This window comes from Rhodoferax sp. GW822-FHT02D07, assembly GCF_058802405.1.
The window spans coordinates 146,909-164,828 of the sequence record NZ_JBXAOD010000006.1; the positions used below are offsets into that span (position 1 = coordinate 146,909).

16 protein-coding genes and 1 riboswitch are annotated in these 17,920 nt (G+C 66.7%); of the genes, 9 read left to right on the forward strand and 7 right to left on the reverse strand.

The genetic code is table 11. The features are described 5' to 3' along the window. Nucleotides 1–6: 6 nt before the first annotated feature. Nucleotides 7–2,589 carry an ABC transporter permease gene (locus tag AC1RNN_RS14695; protein ID WP_493090044.1) on the reverse strand — a complete coding sequence of 861 codons (2,583 nt, stop codon included), beginning with the start codon at nucleotides 2,587–2,589 and terminating at the stop codon, nucleotides 7–9. A gap of 95 nt (nucleotides 2,590–2,684) precedes the next feature. On the opposite strand from AC1RNN_RS14695, the gene AC1RNN_RS14700 reads away from it, so the two are divergent. From AC1RNN_RS14700 to AC1RNN_RS14735, 8 genes are all read left to right on the forward strand, one after another. Further along, the gene (locus AC1RNN_RS14700; RefSeq protein WP_493089910.1) at nucleotides 2,685–4,526 is read left to right on the forward strand and encodes a DUF1800 domain-containing protein; all 1,842 of its coding nucleotides are present in this window, start codon (nucleotides 2,685–2,687) and stop codon (nucleotides 4,524–4,526) included. Nucleotides 4,527–4,540: 14 nt separating this feature from the next. Beyond that, nucleotides 4,541–6,013 carry a DUF1501 domain-containing protein gene (locus AC1RNN_RS14705; protein WP_493089909.1) on the forward strand — a complete coding sequence of 491 codons (1,473 nt, stop codon included), beginning with the start codon at nucleotides 4,541–4,543 and terminating at the stop codon, nucleotides 6,011–6,013. After that, nucleotides 6,010–7,116 (forward strand): saccharopine dehydrogenase family protein, encoded by a 1,107-nt coding sequence (locus AC1RNN_RS14710; protein ID WP_493089908.1) that lies wholly within the window; start codon nucleotides 6,010–6,012, stop codon nucleotides 7,114–7,116. The genes AC1RNN_RS14705 and AC1RNN_RS14710 overlap by 4 nt, the downstream gene beginning before the upstream one ends. 3 nt (nucleotides 7,117–7,119) lie before the next feature. After that, nucleotides 7,120–7,485 carry a DoxX-like family protein gene (locus tag AC1RNN_RS14715; RefSeq protein WP_493089907.1) on the forward strand — a complete coding sequence of 122 codons (366 nt, stop codon included), beginning with the start codon at nucleotides 7,120–7,122 and terminating at the stop codon, nucleotides 7,483–7,485. Further along, nucleotides 7,482–7,958: a DUF2269 family protein gene (locus tag AC1RNN_RS14720; RefSeq protein WP_493089906.1), complete on the forward strand. Its 477-nt coding sequence runs from the start codon at nucleotides 7,482–7,484 to the stop codon at nucleotides 7,956–7,958. Before AC1RNN_RS14715 ends, AC1RNN_RS14720 begins: the two co-directional genes overlap by 4 nt. 41 nt (nucleotides 7,959–7,999) lie before the next feature. After that, nucleotides 8,000–8,093: riboswitch (TPP riboswitch) on the forward strand. Nucleotides 8,094–8,153: 60 nt separating this feature from the next. Continuing rightward, nucleotides 8,154–9,185, forward strand: a complete 1,032-nt coding sequence (locus tag AC1RNN_RS14725) for a thiamine ABC transporter substrate-binding protein (RefSeq protein ID WP_493089905.1) — start codon at nucleotides 8,154–8,156, stop codon at nucleotides 9,183–9,185. Nucleotides 9,186–9,201: 16 nt separating this feature from the next. Beyond that, nucleotides 9,202–10,782, forward strand: coding sequence for an ABC transporter permease (locus tag AC1RNN_RS14730; RefSeq protein ID WP_493089904.1), 1,581 nt, complete (start codon nucleotides 9,202–9,204; stop codon nucleotides 10,780–10,782). Next, nucleotides 10,775–11,443 carry an ABC transporter ATP-binding protein gene (locus tag AC1RNN_RS14735; RefSeq protein ID WP_493089903.1) on the forward strand — a complete coding sequence of 223 codons (669 nt, stop codon included), beginning with the start codon at nucleotides 10,775–10,777 and terminating at the stop codon, nucleotides 11,441–11,443. Before AC1RNN_RS14730 ends, AC1RNN_RS14735 begins: the two co-directional genes overlap by 8 nt. A gap of 9 nt (nucleotides 11,444–11,452) precedes the next feature. Here AC1RNN_RS14735 and AC1RNN_RS14740 read toward each other — a convergent pair whose 3' ends face one another. Beyond that, the gene (locus AC1RNN_RS14740; RefSeq protein ID WP_493089902.1) at nucleotides 11,453–12,268 is read right to left on the reverse strand and encodes a substrate-binding periplasmic protein; all 816 of its coding nucleotides are present in this window, start codon (nucleotides 12,266–12,268) and stop codon (nucleotides 11,453–11,455) included. A gap of 216 nt (nucleotides 12,269–12,484) precedes the next feature. Between AC1RNN_RS14740 and AC1RNN_RS14745 the strand changes: the two genes are divergently transcribed. Further along, nucleotides 12,485–13,222, forward strand: a complete 738-nt coding sequence (locus tag AC1RNN_RS14745; protein ID WP_493089901.1) for an FxDxF family PEP-CTERM protein — start codon at nucleotides 12,485–12,487, stop codon at nucleotides 13,220–13,222. A gap of 68 nt (nucleotides 13,223–13,290) precedes the next feature. Here AC1RNN_RS14745 and AC1RNN_RS14750 read toward each other — a convergent pair whose 3' ends face one another. The 5 genes from AC1RNN_RS14750 to AC1RNN_RS14770 form a co-directional block, all read right to left on the reverse strand. Next, on the reverse strand, nucleotides 13,291–13,941 hold the full coding sequence (locus tag AC1RNN_RS14750) for an ABC transporter ATP-binding protein (protein WP_493089900.1): 651 nt from the start codon (nucleotides 13,939–13,941) through the stop codon (nucleotides 13,291–13,293). Next, complete coding sequence (miaA, locus tag AC1RNN_RS14755; protein WP_493089899.1) at nucleotides 13,938–14,909, reverse strand: tRNA (adenosine(37)-N6)-dimethylallyltransferase MiaA; 972 nt, start codon at nucleotides 14,907–14,909, stop codon at nucleotides 13,938–13,940. The genes AC1RNN_RS14750 and miaA overlap by 4 nt, the downstream gene beginning before the upstream one ends. Next, on the reverse strand, nucleotides 14,906–16,318 hold the full coding sequence (locus tag AC1RNN_RS14760) for an MATE family efflux transporter (protein WP_493089898.1): 1,413 nt from the start codon (nucleotides 16,316–16,318) through the stop codon (nucleotides 14,906–14,908). The genes miaA and AC1RNN_RS14760 overlap by 4 nt, the downstream gene beginning before the upstream one ends. 46 nt (nucleotides 16,319–16,364) lie before the next feature. Next, nucleotides 16,365–17,258, reverse strand: coding sequence for a DMT family transporter (locus AC1RNN_RS14765; protein WP_493089897.1), 894 nt, complete (start codon nucleotides 17,256–17,258; stop codon nucleotides 16,365–16,367). Between the two features lie 71 nt (nucleotides 17,259–17,329). After that, a complete protein-coding gene (locus tag AC1RNN_RS14770) occupies nucleotides 17,330–17,833 on the reverse strand; it encodes a tetratricopeptide repeat protein (RefSeq protein ID WP_493089896.1) in 504 nt (167 codons plus the stop codon). Between the last annotated feature and the right edge of the window lie 87 nt (nucleotides 17,834–17,920).

Below are 17,920 nucleotides of genomic sequence, written 5' to 3' on the forward strand. Positions count from 1 at the left end.
GGGCGCCTACCAGTCCTCTTTCACCGCCATCACCGCATCGCGTCCCGCAGCGGCCTGGCCTGACAGCCAGGCCGTTGTCGTTCCGGCGGCCACCACGGCGGCGGCCAGCGCCGCCAGCCGGCCCCAGGGCAGGGCCAGGTCCATGGTCCAGTGAAAGCTCTGTGGGTTCACCACATGCACCAGTACCACGGCCACGGCCAGGCCCAACGCCACGCCGGCGAGAGCTCCCAGCGTGGTCCAGGCCGCACCCTCCAGCGCCACCACGCGCAGGATCTGCGCGCGGGTTAGCCCCAGGTGGGCCAGCAGGCCGAACTCCTTGCGCCGCGCCAGCACCTGCGCGCTGAAACTGGCGGCCACGCCAAACAGGCCAATGCCAATGGCCACCGCCTGCAGCCAGTAGGTCACGGCAAAGCTGCGGTCAAAAATCTTCAGGCTGGTGGCGCGTATCTCGGCGGCTGAGCCAAATTCCAGCAGGCGGCCGGCCTCGCCGCCGGGTGTGTGGGCCTGCTGGTTGGCCAGCGCGCGTAGCTGCTCTTGCACCTGCGCAACGCTGACGTCCGCCTGGAGCCAGAAGGCAATGTCATTGGCCTGGGTGTCGCGGCTGTAGCGGGCAAAGTCTGCCGTATCCATGGCCACGGTGCCGAACTGGCGGCCATAGTCTCGCCACACGCCTGCTACGAAAAAAGTAGCTGCTTGCGCACTATCCACAGGGGCTGGAGGTCTGAAAGATGCTGAAAGTGCAGGGAAGTCCCTCCCTGGCTGTGCGTCGTAGAGGTCGCGCATGGCCTCGCTCACGTACACGCCCACGCGCCCTTCTGGCACCGCCAGCGCCGGGGCGAGCAGGGGCAGGCTGACCGTTCCCTTGTGCGCATCGTGCAGGGGGCGCACCAGCAGCGTGACCGCGGGCCGCGTGGGGTCCAGCGTGAGAGGCAGGCTGCGCTGCGCGCTCAGGCGTTCCACACCGGGCAGCTGGGCAGCTGCTTGCACAAAGGCCGCATCGAAACCGGGCACGTTGGCGCTGCCGGCGCCGCTGGCCGTGCGCACATAGAGTGTTGCAGGTAGCACGGCGTCTAGCCAGTTGCTCACAGACTGGCGAAAGCTCGCCACCATGACGGTCAGCGCCACGGCCAGGCTCAGCGCGGCCACCACGCCGCTCACGGCCACGGCCGCGCTTTCGCGCACGCGGCGTGCGCGCTCCACCGCCAGCATTGGCAGGGCATGACGCGCCACGCCGGGCGCCACATGTTGCAGCAGCAGCCCCACAGTCGCGGGCAGCACCGCAATGCCGCCCAGTAGCAGGCAGGCCACGCTGGCATACGCTGCCAGCGGAATGTCCCACATTGGGGGCAAGCGGGTCAGCAGGCCCGCCACCAATAGCAGTGCCAGCCCGGCGCCGGCCCGGTGCCCGGGGCCGCCATGGCTGCCCAGGCCCTTGAGGGTTTGGGCCGGTGGCAGGCGCTGTGCCTGTTGCGCCGGTGCCCAAGCGCCCACCAGCGCCGCCACCACGCCCAGACTGCCAAACAGCAGCGCCGCGCTGGTGCTCCACTGCAGCGCAGGTGTGCTGCCGGCAAAGTAGCCCCCACCCAAATCGCCCCCCAGCAGGCGCAGCGCCAGCGCAGCCAGGCCCGTACCCAGCGCCAGGCCCAAGGCGCTGCCGAGGCTGCCCAGCACTGCAGCCTCCAGCAGCACCAGGCGCAGGCGCTGGGCGCCAGTCAGCCCCAGCACCCCGAGCAGCGCAAACTGCTGCGCGCGCCGTGCCACGCTGAGCGCCAGCACCGAAAACACCAGAAAACCCCCCGTGAACAGCGCCACCAGTGCCAGCACCGTCAGGTTCACCCGGTAGGCGCGCGAGAGCTGGCTGATGCGTGCGGTGGAGTCTCCAGGCGCACGCAGGGTGGCGCCGGCGGGCCAGTCAGGCGCGCTTTGGAGTTCGCGCACCAGGGCTGCGCGGTCCACCCCGGGGCGAAGGCGCAGGTCCACGCGGCTGATGTCCTCACGGCCCAGCATGGCCTGTAGAGCGCCAATGTCCATGACGGCCAGCGCCGCGCCACCGGCCTGCACGCTGCCGGCCACCTGCAGCGGCTGCAGGCGCAGACCGAGTTGCAGTTGAACGGTGTCGCCCGCCAGCAACTGGCGCGCCAGCGGGTTGAGGAAGATGGTGTCGGGCGCGAACAGGGCCAGACGGTCGGCCCCGGCTGCAGGCTGGGGCAACAGGTCTGGGGCCACGGCGGCTACTTGCAGGGCGTCCACACCCAGCACACGCAGTGCAATCTTGCGGCCGTCCTGCACGGCGGTGCTGTGCAGATCCAGAACGGGGGAGGCCACGGCCACGCCGGGGTGGTGCAGCAATCGGCCCCATAGCGCCAGCGTCACGCTGCTGGTGTCGCCATTGCCGGCGCGCAGTTCCAGGTCAGGCTGGCCGTCTACCGAACGCGCGGCCTGGGCGAACTCGTCCAGCGCGGAGGCGTTGATCAGGTGCACCGCAAAGGCCAGCGCCACACCCAGCATGACTGACACCACGGCCGCCGCATTGCGCCAGGGATGGTGGCGCAGCTCCTGCCAGGAGAAAGTGGTAAGCAAAGGTATCAACACCGCCCTAGCCTAGCGCAAAGCGGGGGCGGCGCGTCATATCGGCTGGTTACCATGTGTGCACGGAGCAGCCACCGGCTGCGTTGGGTATCTTTATGACGCCAGAAACCAGCGAAATCCCCACCCCCCCCCCACTTGCGCAATTCCCCACGCCGGAGGGGGGCGATTCTCCATCTTGGGCTCGCGCAGCGGCGCTGGGAAGCCTTGCCAGCTTGCTGGCGGCCTGCGCAGCGCCCGGCGGACGTTTGGGGCGGGGGCTGCCACTGCAGCGGCCCGACCAGCATTACGCCAGTGCCCATACCCCGCAGGAGGCCGCACGCTTTCTGCTGCAGGCGCAGTTCTCGGCCTCCGATGCGGAAATCGCCGCCGTGCAAAGGCAGGGCTATGCGCGCTGGCTGGAACAGCAGTTCGACGCGCCGTTGGGCCAGACGGGCTGGGATTGGCTCAACGAGCGCGGCTACGGCCAGATTGCCAACGACACGCGCTACTTCGACCACTTCTACCCCGGCGACTACATGATCTGGAACCAGCTCATGACCGCGCCTGACGCTGTGCGCAAGCGTCTGGCGCTGGCGCTCTCGGAGTTTTTTGTGGTCTCGCTCACGGGGCTGGACTTTGCTTGGCGCAGCCACGCCATGGCGCACTACTGGGACACGCTGGTGCGCCACGCGCTGGGCAACTTCCGCGACCTGCTCGAAGAGGTATCGCTGAACCCGGCCATGGGCCACTACCTCAACACCAAGGGCAACCAGAAGGAAAACCCCGCCACCGGCCGCGTGCCCGACGAGAACTACGCGCGCGAGGTGATGCAGCTCTTCAGCATCGGCCTGGTGCAACTCAACCCGGACGGCACCGAGAAGAAGGGCAGCAACGGCCAGCGCATCGAGACCTATGTGCAGAGCGATGTGACGCAACTGGCGCGCGTGTTCACGGGGTATGACTTTGACCAGCGGCAGAACGTGGTCACCCCGTTTGATCCCGAGGGCAAGCGCAAGGTGGGTAACACCCTGTTTGCGCGCCAGCGCATGATGTTCACGGCCAACCGGCACTCTGACCTGCCCGCGCAGTTCCTGGGCGTGACCATTCCCGCCAACACGGCGGGCGCGGACGCACTCAAGATCGCGCTGGATACGCTGTTCAACCATCCCAACGTAGGCCCCTTCTTTGGCCGGCAGATGATTCAGCGCCTAGTCACCAGCAACCCCAGCCCGGCCTATGTGGCGCGCATCTCGGCGGTGTTTGCCGACAACGGCCAGGGCGTGCGCGGGGATTTGCGCGCGGTGTTTGCCGCCATCCTGCTGGATGACGAGGCGCGCGACCCGGCTGGCCTGCAGCAGGCCCAGTTTGGCCGCCTGCGGGAACCCATGTTGCGCTTGGTGCAATGGGGCCGCACCTTTGGTGTCACATCTGCGCAGGGCAGCTGGAAGATCAATGACCTCAGCAACCCGGCGACCCAGCTCGGCCAAAGCCCGCTGCGTTCACCTTCGGTGTTCAATTTCTTCCGGCCCGGCTATGTGCCACCGGCCACGCAGATGGCGGCCAACGGCGCATCGGCCCCGGAGTTCCAGATCGTCACCGAAAGCAGTGTGGCGGGCTACCTGAACTTCATGCAGAACGTGATCCGCAACGGCATCTATGTGAACGACCCGGACCTGCCCAACAACATCAACAACTCCAAGAATCCCAAGAATGGCTTTGACATCAAGGCCAGCTACAGCGCCGAGCTGGCCATGGCGCAGGACAGCAAGGCGCTGATGGCGCGGCTCAACCTGTTGCTGTGTGCGGGCCTGTTGCCCATCGCCTTGCAGGCGCGCATGGAAGCGGCCCTCAACGCCACGCCGCTGACGGCCAGCAGCCCGCCCGACAAGCGCCTGGACCGCGTGGCCTCCGCCGTGCTGCTGGTCATGGCAGCCCCCCAGTACCTGGTTCAGAAGTAAGCGAGGCACCCCCCATGCACCTGCTCAACACCGCATTGCACACGCGCCGCGCCTTCCTCAAGCGCAGCGGCCAACTCGCCCTGGCTGGCGCCGCGCTGCCTACGGCCCTGAACCTGGCTGCGCTGGGTGAGGCCGCTGCTGCTACCGCCAACGACTACAAGGCCCTGGTCTGCGTCTTCCTCTATGGCGGTAACGATTACGCCAACACCGTGGTCACCTATGACCCCACCAGCTACACACAGTACGCCACCGTACGCGGCGGGGTCGGTGACGCGGGCGGCGGCATAGCGCTGGCACGCGCCGATCTGGAGCGCACCCTGCTCAAGCCGCACAAACCCTTAGCTGACGGGCGGCAATACGCGCTGCACCCCGCCATGGCGGGGCTGGCCGATCTGTTCAACGCTGGGCAGGCGGCCGTGCAATTGAATGTCGGGCCCTTGGTGGTGCCGCTCACGCGCGCCCAGTTCAACAGCCCGGACCGCAAGACCTACCCGCTACCGCCCAAGCTGTTTTCTCACAACGACCAGCAATCGGTCTGGCAATCATCATCGCCCGAGGGCTCCACCGTGGGCTGGGGCGGGCATCTGGGCGATCTGGCGCTCAACGGCAATACCAAGTCTCTCTTCACCTGCATGTCGGTCACCGGCAATGCGGTCTTCCTCTCGGGCGATTCGGCGCTGCAGTACCAGGTCAGTACCGGTGGTGCGGTGCGCGTGCGCGCGGCGACTGACGGCGCGGTGTATGGCTCCAAGGCGGTGAAGGACTTGATGTCCCAGATGATTTCGGAGGCCAGTAGCCATCCACTGGAGAACGAATATGTGCGTGTGATGCAGCGATCGCGCGAGGCCGAGGTCCATGTGGCTGCGGCGCTGGCCGGCAGCCAAAAGGATGGCGCCACGCCGCTGGCCACCGAATTCCCCGCCAACAACCCGCTGGCCGACCAGCTCAAGATGGTGGCGCGCCTGATCCAGGGGCGCAGCCTGCTGGGCGCCAAGCGCCAGGTCTTCATGGTGTCGCTGGGCGGTTTTGACTTGCACGACAACCTCATCGCCCAACAGCCGGTGCTGATGGGCCGCGTGAGCGAGGCCATGGCAGCCTTCTACCGGGCCACGGTGGAGCTGGGCGTGGCCCAGAGCGTGACCAGCTTCACCGCGTCGGACTTCGGCCGCACGCTCACCTCCAACGGCGATGGCTCTGACCACGGTTGGGGTGGTCACCACATCGTCGTGGGCGGCGCCGTCAAGGGCCGAGCCTTCTATGGCGCACCGCCGCCCGTGAGCGTGGGCAATACCAATGCACCGCAGGACCAGTGGCATGTGGGCCAGGGCCGGCTGTTGCCCAGCACCTCGGTCGACCAGTACGCCGCCACGCTGGCGCGCTGGTTCGGCGTGGAGCCCCAGCAGTTGGGCGGTATCTTGCCCAATCTGCGGCAGTTCGGTTCTTCCGCATACCCGCTGGACCTGGGCTTCATGGGACCGTCTGCATGAGGGTGATGGTGCTGGGTGGGTATGGCAACTTTGGTGCACGCATTTCCCGGGCCCTCGCGGCCGATCCGTCCATAGACCTGCTGGTGGCAGGACGGGATGCGAACAAGGCCTCGGCCTTTGCCACCGCGCTGAACTGCCACGCCCTGGGCGTGGCGGTGGACTGGCAGGGTTCCCACTTTGTGCGCGCACTGCAAGCCCATGGTGTGCAACTGCTCATCCATACCGCAGGCCCTTTCCAGGGGCAGGACTACGCTGTGGCCCAGGCCTGTGCGCAGGCGGGCGCGCACTACATCGACCTGGCCGATGGCCGCCGCTTTGTCTGCGACTTTGCTGCGGCTTTGCAAGCGCCCTTTGTGGCGGCAAACCGGGTCGCCATCACGGGCGCCAGCACGGTGCCCGCCCTGTCGTCGGCCGTGGTGGACTTCCTGTGCCACGACTGGCAGCGCATCGACACCATCGACATCTGCATTGCCCCCGCCCAAACCGCTCCGCGTGGGGTGGCCACGCTGGAGGCGGTGCTCAGCTACTGCGGGGTGTTAGTTCAGCTTTGGCGCGATGGGCGTTGGCAGAGCCGGGCCGGCTGGGCCGATCTGCAGCGCGTGCAGTTTGCGCGCCTGCGGCCACGCCTGGGTGCGGTGTGCGACATCCCGGATCTGGCGCTGTTCCCCGCGCATTACCGGGTGCAGGACCGCGTGGAGTTCCGCGCGGCGCTGGAAGTGGGCCTGTCCCAGCGCGCGTTTGCGGTGCTGGCGTGGCTGCGGCAACGGGGCGTGCTCAAGAACCCGGCGTCCCTGGCACGGCTGCTCAACGCAGGTGCCAAGGTATTCGATCCCCTGGGTTCGGCCCTGGGCGGCATGGTGGTGCGCGTGGCGGGTGTGAACGCGGATGGTGTATCAGTGAGGCGTGCCTGGCACATCGCCGCCGACAAAGACCACGGCCCCGAAATCCCCTGCATGGCCGCCATCCTGCTGGCCCGCCGCCTCGCGGCCGGTGAACAGATGCAGCCCGGCGCCCGTGCCTGCGTAAGCCAGCATGCGCTGCAGGACTTTGCCCCGGAGTTCGCGAAATGGGGCATGGTGACGGATGTGGTGGAAGAGGGCTGAGCCATGGAACATGCTGAATCCCGCTGGCTGCGCTACAGCTTGGTGTTTGTGTGGCTGGCGACCACACTGGTTAGCGTGGAGGAGCTGCATGGTCAGAGCCGCGCACTGCTGGTGGCCAGTGGTGTGACGGATGGGCTAGTGGCCGATGCGCTGGTGTGGGCCGGGGCGGCAGTGGATGCTGTGCTGGGGTTGCTCTTGTTTATGTGGCCGGTGCGTCGCGTCTATGGCCTGGCCTTGTTGGCGATGCTGGGCATGACGATGGTGGCGACCTTCATGCAGCCTGCCCTGTGGCTGCACCCGTTGGGGCCGCTGACCAAGAACGTCCCCATTGCGGTGGTGTTGTGGATCTTGATGCGGAGGTCACCGTGAGTCTGTATTTGCTTTTGAAGTGGGTGCACATCCTGTCCAGCGTGGTGCTGGTGGGCACCGGGTTTGGCACGGCGTTTTTCTTCTTCTACGCCAACCGCAGTGGCGTGGTGGCGGCGCAGGCTGTGGTGTCGCGCCTGGTGGTGCGGGCCGACACCTGGTTCACCTCGCCCGCCGTGGTGATCCAGCCCATCACGGGGCTGTGGATGGCCTACCTGGCCGGCTACCCCTGGCATACACCATGGTTGCTGGTGACGGTGGCTCTCTACCTGTTCACCGGCGCCTGCTGGACGCCCGTGGTGGCACTGCAGCTGCGCATGGCCGATATGGCGAAGGCGGCACACGACAAGAACGAGCCTTTGCCAGCGCTGTACTGGCAGTACGCGCGTCGCTGGGAGGCGTTGGGCTACCCCGCGTTCATCGCCATGCTGGCGGTGTTCTACCTGATGGTGGCCAAGCCGGCCTTGTGGGCATAGGCCGGCGCAGGCGGCCCACAGGCGCAAAAGCCTACAATCCACACTTCCACCGGGGGTGTCCGTCACAGGACTGAGAAATACCCCATGTACCTGATCTGGGTTATGCCAGCGTAGGAAGTGTGAGAGGCCAATCCCGCCTTGCGGGTGCCGGTTTTTGATGCGACCTGTGGCTGGCGCATTGAAAGTGAGCACACCATGCAACACGGGATTTTTTCGTTTCTGAAAACCACGCTGGGCGCGGCCCTGCTGACCGCCGGCCTGACCGCTGCGCACGCGGCCGACCTGCGTGTGCTGACCCACAGTTCTTTCACCGTGCCCAAGCCCCTGCTGGCGCAGTTTGAAAAAGACAACGATGTGAAGCTGCGCATCACCAAGGCCGGTGATGCGGGCGAGATGCTCAACAAGCTCATCCTCACCAAGGCCAACCCGATTGCCGACGTGGTCTACGGCATCGACAACGCGCTGGCGCCCAAGGCCCTGGCGGCCGACGTGCTGGACAGCTATGCCGGCGCTGCCGCCAGCCGCAAGCCGGTTGCCGAGTTGCCCGCACCGCTGGTGCCGGTGGACTACGGCTATGTGACGCTGAACTATGACAAGGCCTGGTTTGCCAAGAATGGTGTGGCCGTACCCAAGGCGCTGGACGACCTGACCCAGCCTGCGTACGCCAAATTGCTCGTCGTGCAAAACCCTGCCACCAGCAGCCCCGGCTATGCGTTCCTATTGGCCACCATTGGTGCCATGGGCGAAGACAAGGCCTTTGACTTCTGGGCCAAGCTGCGCGCCAACGGTCTGAAGGTGGCCAAGGGCTGGAGCGAGGCCTACTACACCGAGTTCAGCCAGAACGGCGGCAAGCACCCCATCGTGGTGAGCTACGCCACCAGCCCGGCGGCCGAGGTGTTCTACGCCAAGACCAAGCTGGCCGAGCCACCCACGGGCTCGCTGAGCCTGCCCGGTTCCGTGTTCCGCCAGGTCGAAGGTGTGGCGCTGGTCAAGGGCGGCAAGGAGCGCGCAGCGGCCGAGAAGTTTGTCGAATTCATGCGCTCTGCCGCCGTGCAGCAGGGTATGCAGACCGAGATGTGGATGTACCCCACAGAGCCCGGTGTGGCCCGGTCCGACGCTTTCAAGTTCGCGCCCGAGCCTGCGGCCTTCCATGCGCCCAGTGATGCCGACATCGCCGCCAAGGGCGCCGATTGGGTGGCACGCTGGACCAAGGTGGTGCTGAAGTAATCCACCAGGTTTGACCATGCGCCACCGCGACCCGGCGCAGCCCCGGGCGGGCTGGGCCTTGGCAATGCTTCCGCTGGCATTTTTGCTGGTGGTGCTGGTGGCGCCTGCTATGCGGCTGCTGGTGGAAGGCGGTCGCGGGGAGGCGGGGCTTGCCACCTTGTTCATGCCCTGGTTGGATCCGTATTTGCGCTGGCGCATGGCCTGGTCCTTCTGGCAGGCCAGCATTACCTGCGTTGCTGCCTTGGTGCTGGGTCTGCCCATGGCCTGGGTACTGGCGCGCTTTGATTTCCCCGGCCGCACGCTGATCCTGCGTGGCCTCATGCTGCCCTTTGTGGTGCCCACGCTGGTGGCCGCCATGGGCGTGTTGGCGCTGTTGGGGCCGCAGGGCCTGCTGGTGCACCTGGGCGGGCCGGACCTGCATGGCACGCCCTGGCTGCTGCTCTACGGCAATCTGTTTTTCAACCTCTGCGTGGTGGTGCGTGCGGGCACCGATGCGCTGGGGCAGGTGAGCGCCTCGCGCGTGGCCGCGGCGCGCACGCTGGGCGCAACTCCCTGGCGTGCCTTCTGGCGCGTGGAATGGCCGGCCATTGCGCCCTGGCTGGCCTCGGCGCTGTGCCTGGTGTTTCTTTACTGCTTTGCCGGCTTTGGCCTGGCGCTGGTGCTGGGTGGGCAAGACTACGCCACGGCCGAGGTGGAGATTTACACCCTGGTGGCGCACGAGCTGCAGCTGCAACAGGCCGGTGTGTTGGCAGTATGGATGCTGCTGCTGACCGCGCTGGTGGCGCTGGCCTACGCCGCCATTGAACGCCGCCTGGCCGCACCCGGCCGCGCGGACCGCGTGCCGCGCGTGCAGCCTCAGGGTGCGGTGCAATGGATCGCGGTGCTCGCCATGGTCGCGGTCTACATGCTGATTTGTGCGCTACCCCTCGTCGCCATTGCGCAAGGCGCTATACATTCAGGAGCGGAGGCCTGGGCGGTTCTGCTGGAAGAGGACACGCTGGCTGCGCTGTACAACACCGCGCGCTTCACCGCACTATCCCTGCTATTGGCCACCGCGCTGGGCCTGGCGCATGCACTGGCGGCGCGGCGGGTGTTGTGGCTGCGGGCGCTGGTGTTTCTGCCCTTCATGGTCTCGCCGGTGATGGTGGCCTTCGGCCTCTTGCTGCTGTACCCCGCATGGACTGGCAGCTTCACCCTGCTGGTCGCGGCCTATGCCTTGCTGGCCTACCCGTTCGTGGCCAAGTCCATCGCTTCCGCGCTGGACAGCCTGCCCGAGCATTATTTGGACGCCGCCCGCAGCCTGGGTGCCAGCCCCTGGCGCGCGTTTGTGCGCGTCACGTTGCCGCTGCTGGCGCCCGCGCTGCGCCGCGGCATGGCGTTTGCGGCGGCTACCGCAGTGGGCGAGTTTGCGGTCACGCTGTTTTTGTCGCGCCCCGAATGGGCCACACTCACCACCCTGATTTACCAGCACTTGGGCCGCCCCGGTGCGGCCAACCGCAGCGCCGCGCTGGTGCTGGCCTGCGTGCTCATGGGGCTGGCGCTGCTGGCCTTTGTACTGATTGAATGGAAGCGCACTGAGGACACGGACCATGCTTGAGCTGCACGCGATCTGCAAACACTGGCAGCCCTATGCCCCACGGCAAGCCGCGCCGCGCGTGCTGCTGAAAGACCTGGCGCTGCAGGTGCGCCCCGGTGAAACGGCTGCGCTGCTGGGCCCCTCGGGCAGCGGCAAGAGCACGCTGCTCAAGATCGTGGCGGGGCTGGAGCCGCCCGAGAGCGGGCGCGTGCTGTTTGCGGGCCAGAACATCACGCACACCCCGCCCGAACGGCGGGGCTTCGCGCTGATGTTCCAGGACTTCGCGCTGTTCCCGCACTTCAACGTGCAGGACAACGTGGCCTTTGGCCTGGTGGAACAGGGCCAGCGCAAGGCGGATGCCCGCGCGCAGGCCCAGGCCATGCTGGAGCGCTTTGGCCTGCAGGCCTATGCCAAATCCAAGGTGTGGCAACTCTCTGGCGGCGAGCAGCAGCGCGTGGCGCTGGCCCGCGCCTTGATCACCCAGCCGCGCGTGCTGCTGCTGGACGAACCCTTTTCGGCGCTGGATGCCGAGCTGCGCCTGCAGCTGCGCAAGGAATTCAGCCAGCGCATTGCCGAGTTCCAGATGGCGACGATTCTGGTGACGCACGACGAAACAGAAGCGCGTGCCATGGGCACGCGGGGCTACCGACTGGTGGATGGAGCGCTGCAGGTCCTGTGGTGAAGCGCAGCCCTAGCGTGGGCGGACGGCTTCCTTGAGCACATTGGGCGGGTAGTAGGTCTGGAAGCTCTTCCACACCGTGCCCGCCTGCGATGCGCGGGTAAATATGCCCAGAAGGATCGCGGCGTCATCCTTGTTCAGCGAGGTTTTGGAGATGTACAGGCCGCTTTCGCCCCAGGGCAGTTCGGCCAGGGGCTCGAAGCGGACGCGCTCCACCAGGTCACCCACGCGCGGGTCGTCCTGGATCACACCGTAGAAGATGACCGGTGACATGATGGTCACGTCGTTCGGGTTGGCCTTGAGGAAGCGGGCCACGGCCAGCGGATCGGGCTCGTAGAGAACACGGTTCTGCCGCGCCAGGGCGTCCACCAGCTCCTGGTAGGCCACGCCATAGTCAAAACCGCGCACCAGCACGGCGCGCACGTCCTTGCGTTCCACCAGCTCGTAGGCTGTCTTGACCGGCGGGCGCTTGCTGTCCACCGAAATGACGGTGGCGCGGTTGCGTGTCAGCGGGACAAAGACTCCCAGCTCGTCGCGGCGGGGCGTGCGGGTGGCGGGCACCAGCAGGTCGGCCTTGCCGGTTTCGAACATCAGCTCCAGGCGCGCGCGCGGCACCGGGGAGAGCACAAATTCGCAGCCTTCCTTGGCGCTGACGGCGCGCAGCAGGTCCGGGTAGATGCCGCTGATTTCGGTGTCATTGATGATCACGCTTTGCCCGGTGGAGGCCACCGGAACCTGCAGGGGGCGCGAACATGCCGCGAAAGCCACCCCGTTGGCGGACAGGGCCACACCGAAGAGCAGGGCTTGCAGGAGGGCGGAAGGGCGCACGTGTTGAGAACTTGTCGTGTTTGTTACAAATTAGTCTATCGCATGCCCGTGACCCTGTCAGCCCGGAAAAGCCATGTCCCCACCGGCTTCTTTCCCTGGCCGCCAGAGTCTAGTTGTGGTCCGCATTGAATCCAATGGACTATTGAGCGGCCGCCGTCAACCCGGTAAGCTTGTAACAGTTTGATACAGAATCAGAGAGCAGGAAACCACATGCGCATGTCTTTCAAATCCTGGGTGCTTGGTGCCCTAGCCGCCACACTGGCCATCGCCGCACAGGCCACCGCCAATACCAACACCACCCTCTACGGCACCAACTTCGGTACCGGCAGCAGCTACAGCACCACCTTTCTGAACGGGGTAACGGCCGACTTTGCGGCCAAGGTGGGCAACGATGCCGCCAAGTTCAGTTACAAGGCCGGGCAGGGTGGTTTTCAGGGCGTGGGCGTCTCACCCCTGCACGGTTCCGAGCGCACCCCTGGTGAAATCGACATCGGCGAAACCATCACCGGCAGCTTTTCTGCGGGCATCAAGATCACCAGCTTCAGCCTGGGCCTGCTGTTTGACGGCCCCGAGTACAACGACGTGAACGAAGTGGCCAAGATCAAGGCCTATTACGATGGCTCCTGGCATTCCTTCACCCTGACCGCCACGGGCACCACCATGGCCCTGTGGAGTGGCAACAAGGGGACGGTCACCAATCTGAGCGCCGCGTCCAATGGCCTGGGTGGTGCCTGGACAGTGAGCAATCCTTTCGGCAACAAGCTGGTGAGCTCGATTGTCTTCACGGCGGTCAGCGGTAATCCGGCCCATGGCTGCCACAACTGCACCAACCAGTCCGACTACACGCTGATCAGCATCAGCGCGGTGCCCGAACCTGAAACATATGCCCTGATGCTGGCCGGTCTGGCCATGGTGGGTGTGGCGGCGCGTCGCCGCCAGCGCAAGCTGCGCTGAACCGCGGCTTCGCCTCAAACAAAAAACCGGCCTTGTGCCGGTTTTTTATTGGGCGCGCGGCGGCATGCTCAGGCCGGGTAGATACCGTCGGCGCGCAGGTGCAGCACGCGGTCGGCATGCGCTGTGGCGGCCAGGGAGTGAGTCACCAGCACCAGCGCGGTACCGTGCTGGCGGGTCTGCGCCACCAGCGCGTCCATCACCCTGGCGGCGGTGGTGGGGTCCAGGTTGCCGGTCGGTTCATCGGCCAGCAATAACGCCGGTTGGTGCACCAGCGCCCGCGCAATGGCTACGCGCTGCAGCTGTCCGCCGCTGAGTTGCTGCGGCAGGCGTGCGCCCAGGCCGCCCAGGCCTACGGCGTCCAGCAGAGCCTCCACGCGTACAGGATTGGGCCGGTTGAGCAACAGCAGGGGTAGGGCCACGTTCTGCGCCACATCCAGGTGCGGCAGCACATGGAAGGCCTGGAACACAAAGCCTACGGCCTCGCGGCGCAGCAGGGCGCGGGCGTCGTCGCTCATGCCACCCAGGTCGCGTCCGGTCAGTTGCACGCTACCGCTGTCCCAGTGGTCCAGCCCGGCCATGCAGTTCAGCAGCGTGGACTTGCCCACGCCCGACTCACCGACGATGGCAACAAACTCGCCGGGCGCCACGTCCAGCGACACATTGGCAAACACGGGCGTGCTGCCGTAGTGCTTGCTCAGGGCCTGGACGCGCAGAGTCATGGGTTGGGGCGCCGGGCTATGGCGGTGTCGACCCGCTTCAGCACTTGTGCCAGCGAATCGGGCGCATCGGCGGCCACGACCTCGCGTTGCGGCATGGAGCGCAGCCAGGTGATCTGGCGCTTGGCGAGTTGGCGCGTGGCGAAGATGCCCTTGTCGCGCAGCTCGGCCCTGGGCCACAAGCCATCGAGCGCTTCCCACGCTTGCCGGTAGCCCACGCAGCGCATGCTGGGCAGGTCCAGGTGCAGGTCGCCACGCGCGCGCAGGGCTTGCACCTCGTCCATGAAGCCCTGGGCCAGCATGGCATCAAAGCGCTGGGCGATGCGGCCGTGCAGCCAGGCCCTGTCTGCCGGCTCCAAGGAAATCAGGGCTCTAGCCCCCGTGGAATCTGCGCGAGCAGCTTCTGTTTTGATAGCGGCGCTGGCGGCGTGGAAGTGCGAGAGCGGCAGGCCGGAGATGCGGTAGACCTCCAGCGCGCGCTGGATGCGCTGGCTGTCGGCCGGCGCCAGGCGGGCGGCGGTGACGGGGTCTACCTGGGCCAGTTCGGCGTGCAGGGCGGGCCAGCCTTTGGTGGCAGCCTCGGCGTCGATTGCGGCACGCACGTCGGGGTTGGCGGCGGGCATGTCGTCCAGTCCGTCGAACAGGGCCTTGAAGTACAGCATGGTGCCGCCCACCAGCAGGGGCAGCTTGCCGCGCGCGGCAATGTCGGTGATCAGGGCCTGCGCGTCGCGCACGAATTCAGCGGCGCTGTAGGCCTTGAGCGGGTCGCGGATGTCGATGAGGTGGTGCGGCACGCTGGCCAGTTCGGCGGCGCTGGGCTTGGCGGTGCCAATGTCCATGCCGCGGAACACCAGGGCCGAGTCCACGCTGATGATCTCGCAGGGGTGCTGCCGCGCAATGGCCAGCGCGGCCGCCGTCTTGCCGCTGGCGGTGGGACCGGCCAGGCAGATGTGAAAGGGCAGCGTGGTCATGTGGCCGCCCCGTGTGCAGGCAGGTGGTCCAGTGCGACCTTGCGCAGCAACAGCACCAGGCCCACGGCGGCCACGGTCAGGCCCACCACCAGCGCAATCCAGAAGCCTTGCGCGCCCATGGCCTGGGCCGGGCCAAAGGGCAGCCAGTCCGGCGCGAGGCCCAACACACAGCCCAGTGGCAGCGAGACCAGCCAGAAGGCGGTGAGGTGGATCACCATGGGGCTGCGCGAGACCTTGTAGCCGCGGATGGCGCTGCTGGTGACCACCTGGGCCGAGTCGGACAGCTGGAACACCGCGGCCAGGAACAGCAGGTTGGCGGCCAGCCCGGCCACGACAGGGTCATTGGTGTAGGCCCCGGCAATCTGGTGCGCACACAGCGCCATCAGCAGGGCCGACACCACACCAAAGCCCAGCCCGGCATTCACACCCACCCAGGCCCGGAAGCGCGCCGCCACCGGGTCGCCCGCGCCCAGCGACTGGCCCACGCGCGTGAGCAGCGCAATGCCCATGCTCAGCGGCACCATGAAGACCAGCGAGGTGAAGTTCAGTGCGATCTGGTGCGAGGCCACCTCGCGGCTGCCGAATTTGGCAATCAGCAGTGCGATGAGGCCGAAGGCACTGGTCTCGGCAAAGTAGGTCACGCCAATGGGAAAGCCCAGCTTCCACAGCGCGCCCAGCTTCTCGGGGTGCGGCCACTCCCAGCGGCCAAAGGGCCAGGTGCTGCGGTAGGCGGGCGAGAAACGCATCCACACCAGCAGGCCCAGAAAGTTGAGCCATACGCACAGCAGCGTGGCCCAGGCGCAGCCCAGCCCGCCCAGGCGCGGGAATGGGCCTACGCCAAACACCAGTAGCCAGTTCACCAGCACGTTCAGCCCCAGCGCCGCCAGCGACATCACCATGATGGGTTTGGTCTGGTTCAGGCTGGCGCTGTAGCCGTAGAGCACGCGGTAGCAGGCGAAGGCGGGCAGACCAAAGCTGATGATGTGCACGAAGCCGGTGGCCACCTCGTGCACATGGGGTTCGATGTCCATGTGGTCGAACACGCGGGCGGCCAGTTGGACCAGCACCATGGCACACAGGCCCACGCCGAACGCCTTCCACAGACCCTGGCGCACCAGGTGGGGCACCTTATCGAACTCCTGCGCGCCAACGTGGTGGGCCACCAATGGGGCGACGGACATCATCAGCCCCATGAGGGTGATGATGGTGATGTTCCAGATGGAGACGCCCAGCGAGATGCCGGCCAGGTCGTGCGCCGACGCGTGGCCGGCCATGGCCACGTCCACCACCGACATGCCCACATTGGCCAGTTGCCCGATCAGAATGGGCCAGGCCAGTTGCCAGAGGGCAAGGAGTTCGGTGCCTGCGCGCTGCAGACGGGAGGGAGAAAGCGGGGGCGTGGCAGACATGGGCCTGCCATTCTAGGGGCGCCCCTCATGCTGCGCGATCCAACCCTCAGGGCTTGGCGCCCACCGGGCCCTGCCAGCGCCGCAGCGGGTTGAAACCCGTGATCAGCGCGCTGGCCAGCAGCACCAGCGCGCCGCCCGCCAGCGTGCCGCTGCCCAGGGTTTCGCCCAGAAACAGGTGGCCCCAGAGCACGCCAAACACCGGCACCATGAAGATGGGGCTCATGGCCGCCACAGGCGTGACATGGCGCAGGATGCGCAGATGCACCAGGTAGGCCAGGCCCGACGTGGCCACACCCATGACCGCCACGGCGCCCAGGGCCGCCATGCTGAAACCTGCCCGCGGCAGGCTCCAGGCTGCGCCGGGCAGCAGCATGAAGAGCGAGAACAGGTGGATGCCGGCCGCAATCTGCAGCGGCTGCATCTGGCCCACGGCCCGCTTGGTAATGGGGGTGGAGAAGCCATAGCTGGCTGAGGCCGCCACGCAGGCCAGCACCGCCATGATGACGGTGAAGGTGGGCTGCACCGGCCCCAGGCTCACGATCATCGCCACGCCGGCAAAGCCGCAGGCGCAGCCCAGCAGCTTCTTGGGCGTGATGGTGTCTTCCTTCATGCGGGCGGAGGCGAACATGCCGAAGATCACTGCGGTTGAATTGAGCAGCGCGCTGTAGCCCGCCGGCAGGTGCAGACCGGCCCAGGCAAACATGAGGAAGGGGCAGGCCACCGACAGCGCACCGATCAGCGCCAGCGTGCGCCACTGCGCCCAGGCCCAGTGTTGGCGCATGACGCGCATCAGCAATGCCAGCGTCACGGTGGCCATGGTCACGCGCAGCAGCGCCAGCACATTGGGGCCAAACACGGGGCTGGCCATGCGGATGAACAGAAAGGACGCACCCCACAGCGCCGACAGGGCGACCAGCTGCAGGAAGTATTTGGTTTTCATGGATGCTATGGATTCAGTAGCTGCTCGCGCACATTGCGCGGGGGCTGCAGCCACTTTTATTCAGATATCGTTCAAAGGCAGGGCTGCATGGAGCCCGTGTGGCAACTCTGGGCCAGGTTTTGGGCCTGCGTGATCTGCGCCGGACTCAGCGTGCGCGCCAGGGTCTGCGCGTTGGTGCCACCCACGTCTGCGCCCTGTGCTTGCGCGAGCAGAAACAGCGCCAGTGCCTTCACCTTGTCCTCGCGCACGGTCTGGCCGCGGGCATATTCGCCTCCCAGGTTGGACAGCGCCCCTCCGTGCCGCCCTTGCGCTGCCCGCTGCAGCCACTGCATGGCCTGCTGCGCATTCGGCGCCACGCCGCGCCCCGTGCGGTACAGCAGACTGAGCTGAAACTGGCTGGCCGCATCGCCCTCGCGCGCCAGGGCCTGGAAGGCAGTGAATGCAGCGGCGTACTGGCCTGACTGCAGGGCCTGTTCGGCCTGGGCGTAGCTGGGGGTTTGGGCGTGTGCAGCGACCCCTGAAAACGCCCAGCACAGGATCAGGCTGCGCGCAACAAAGAGGATATGGGGGGGCATGGGCGTCGTGATATGGACCGCTGCGTGGATGCAGGTGAGGCCTCAGTGTACGTTGGGCTTCGGATACATTTGTAACCGGCATTGATG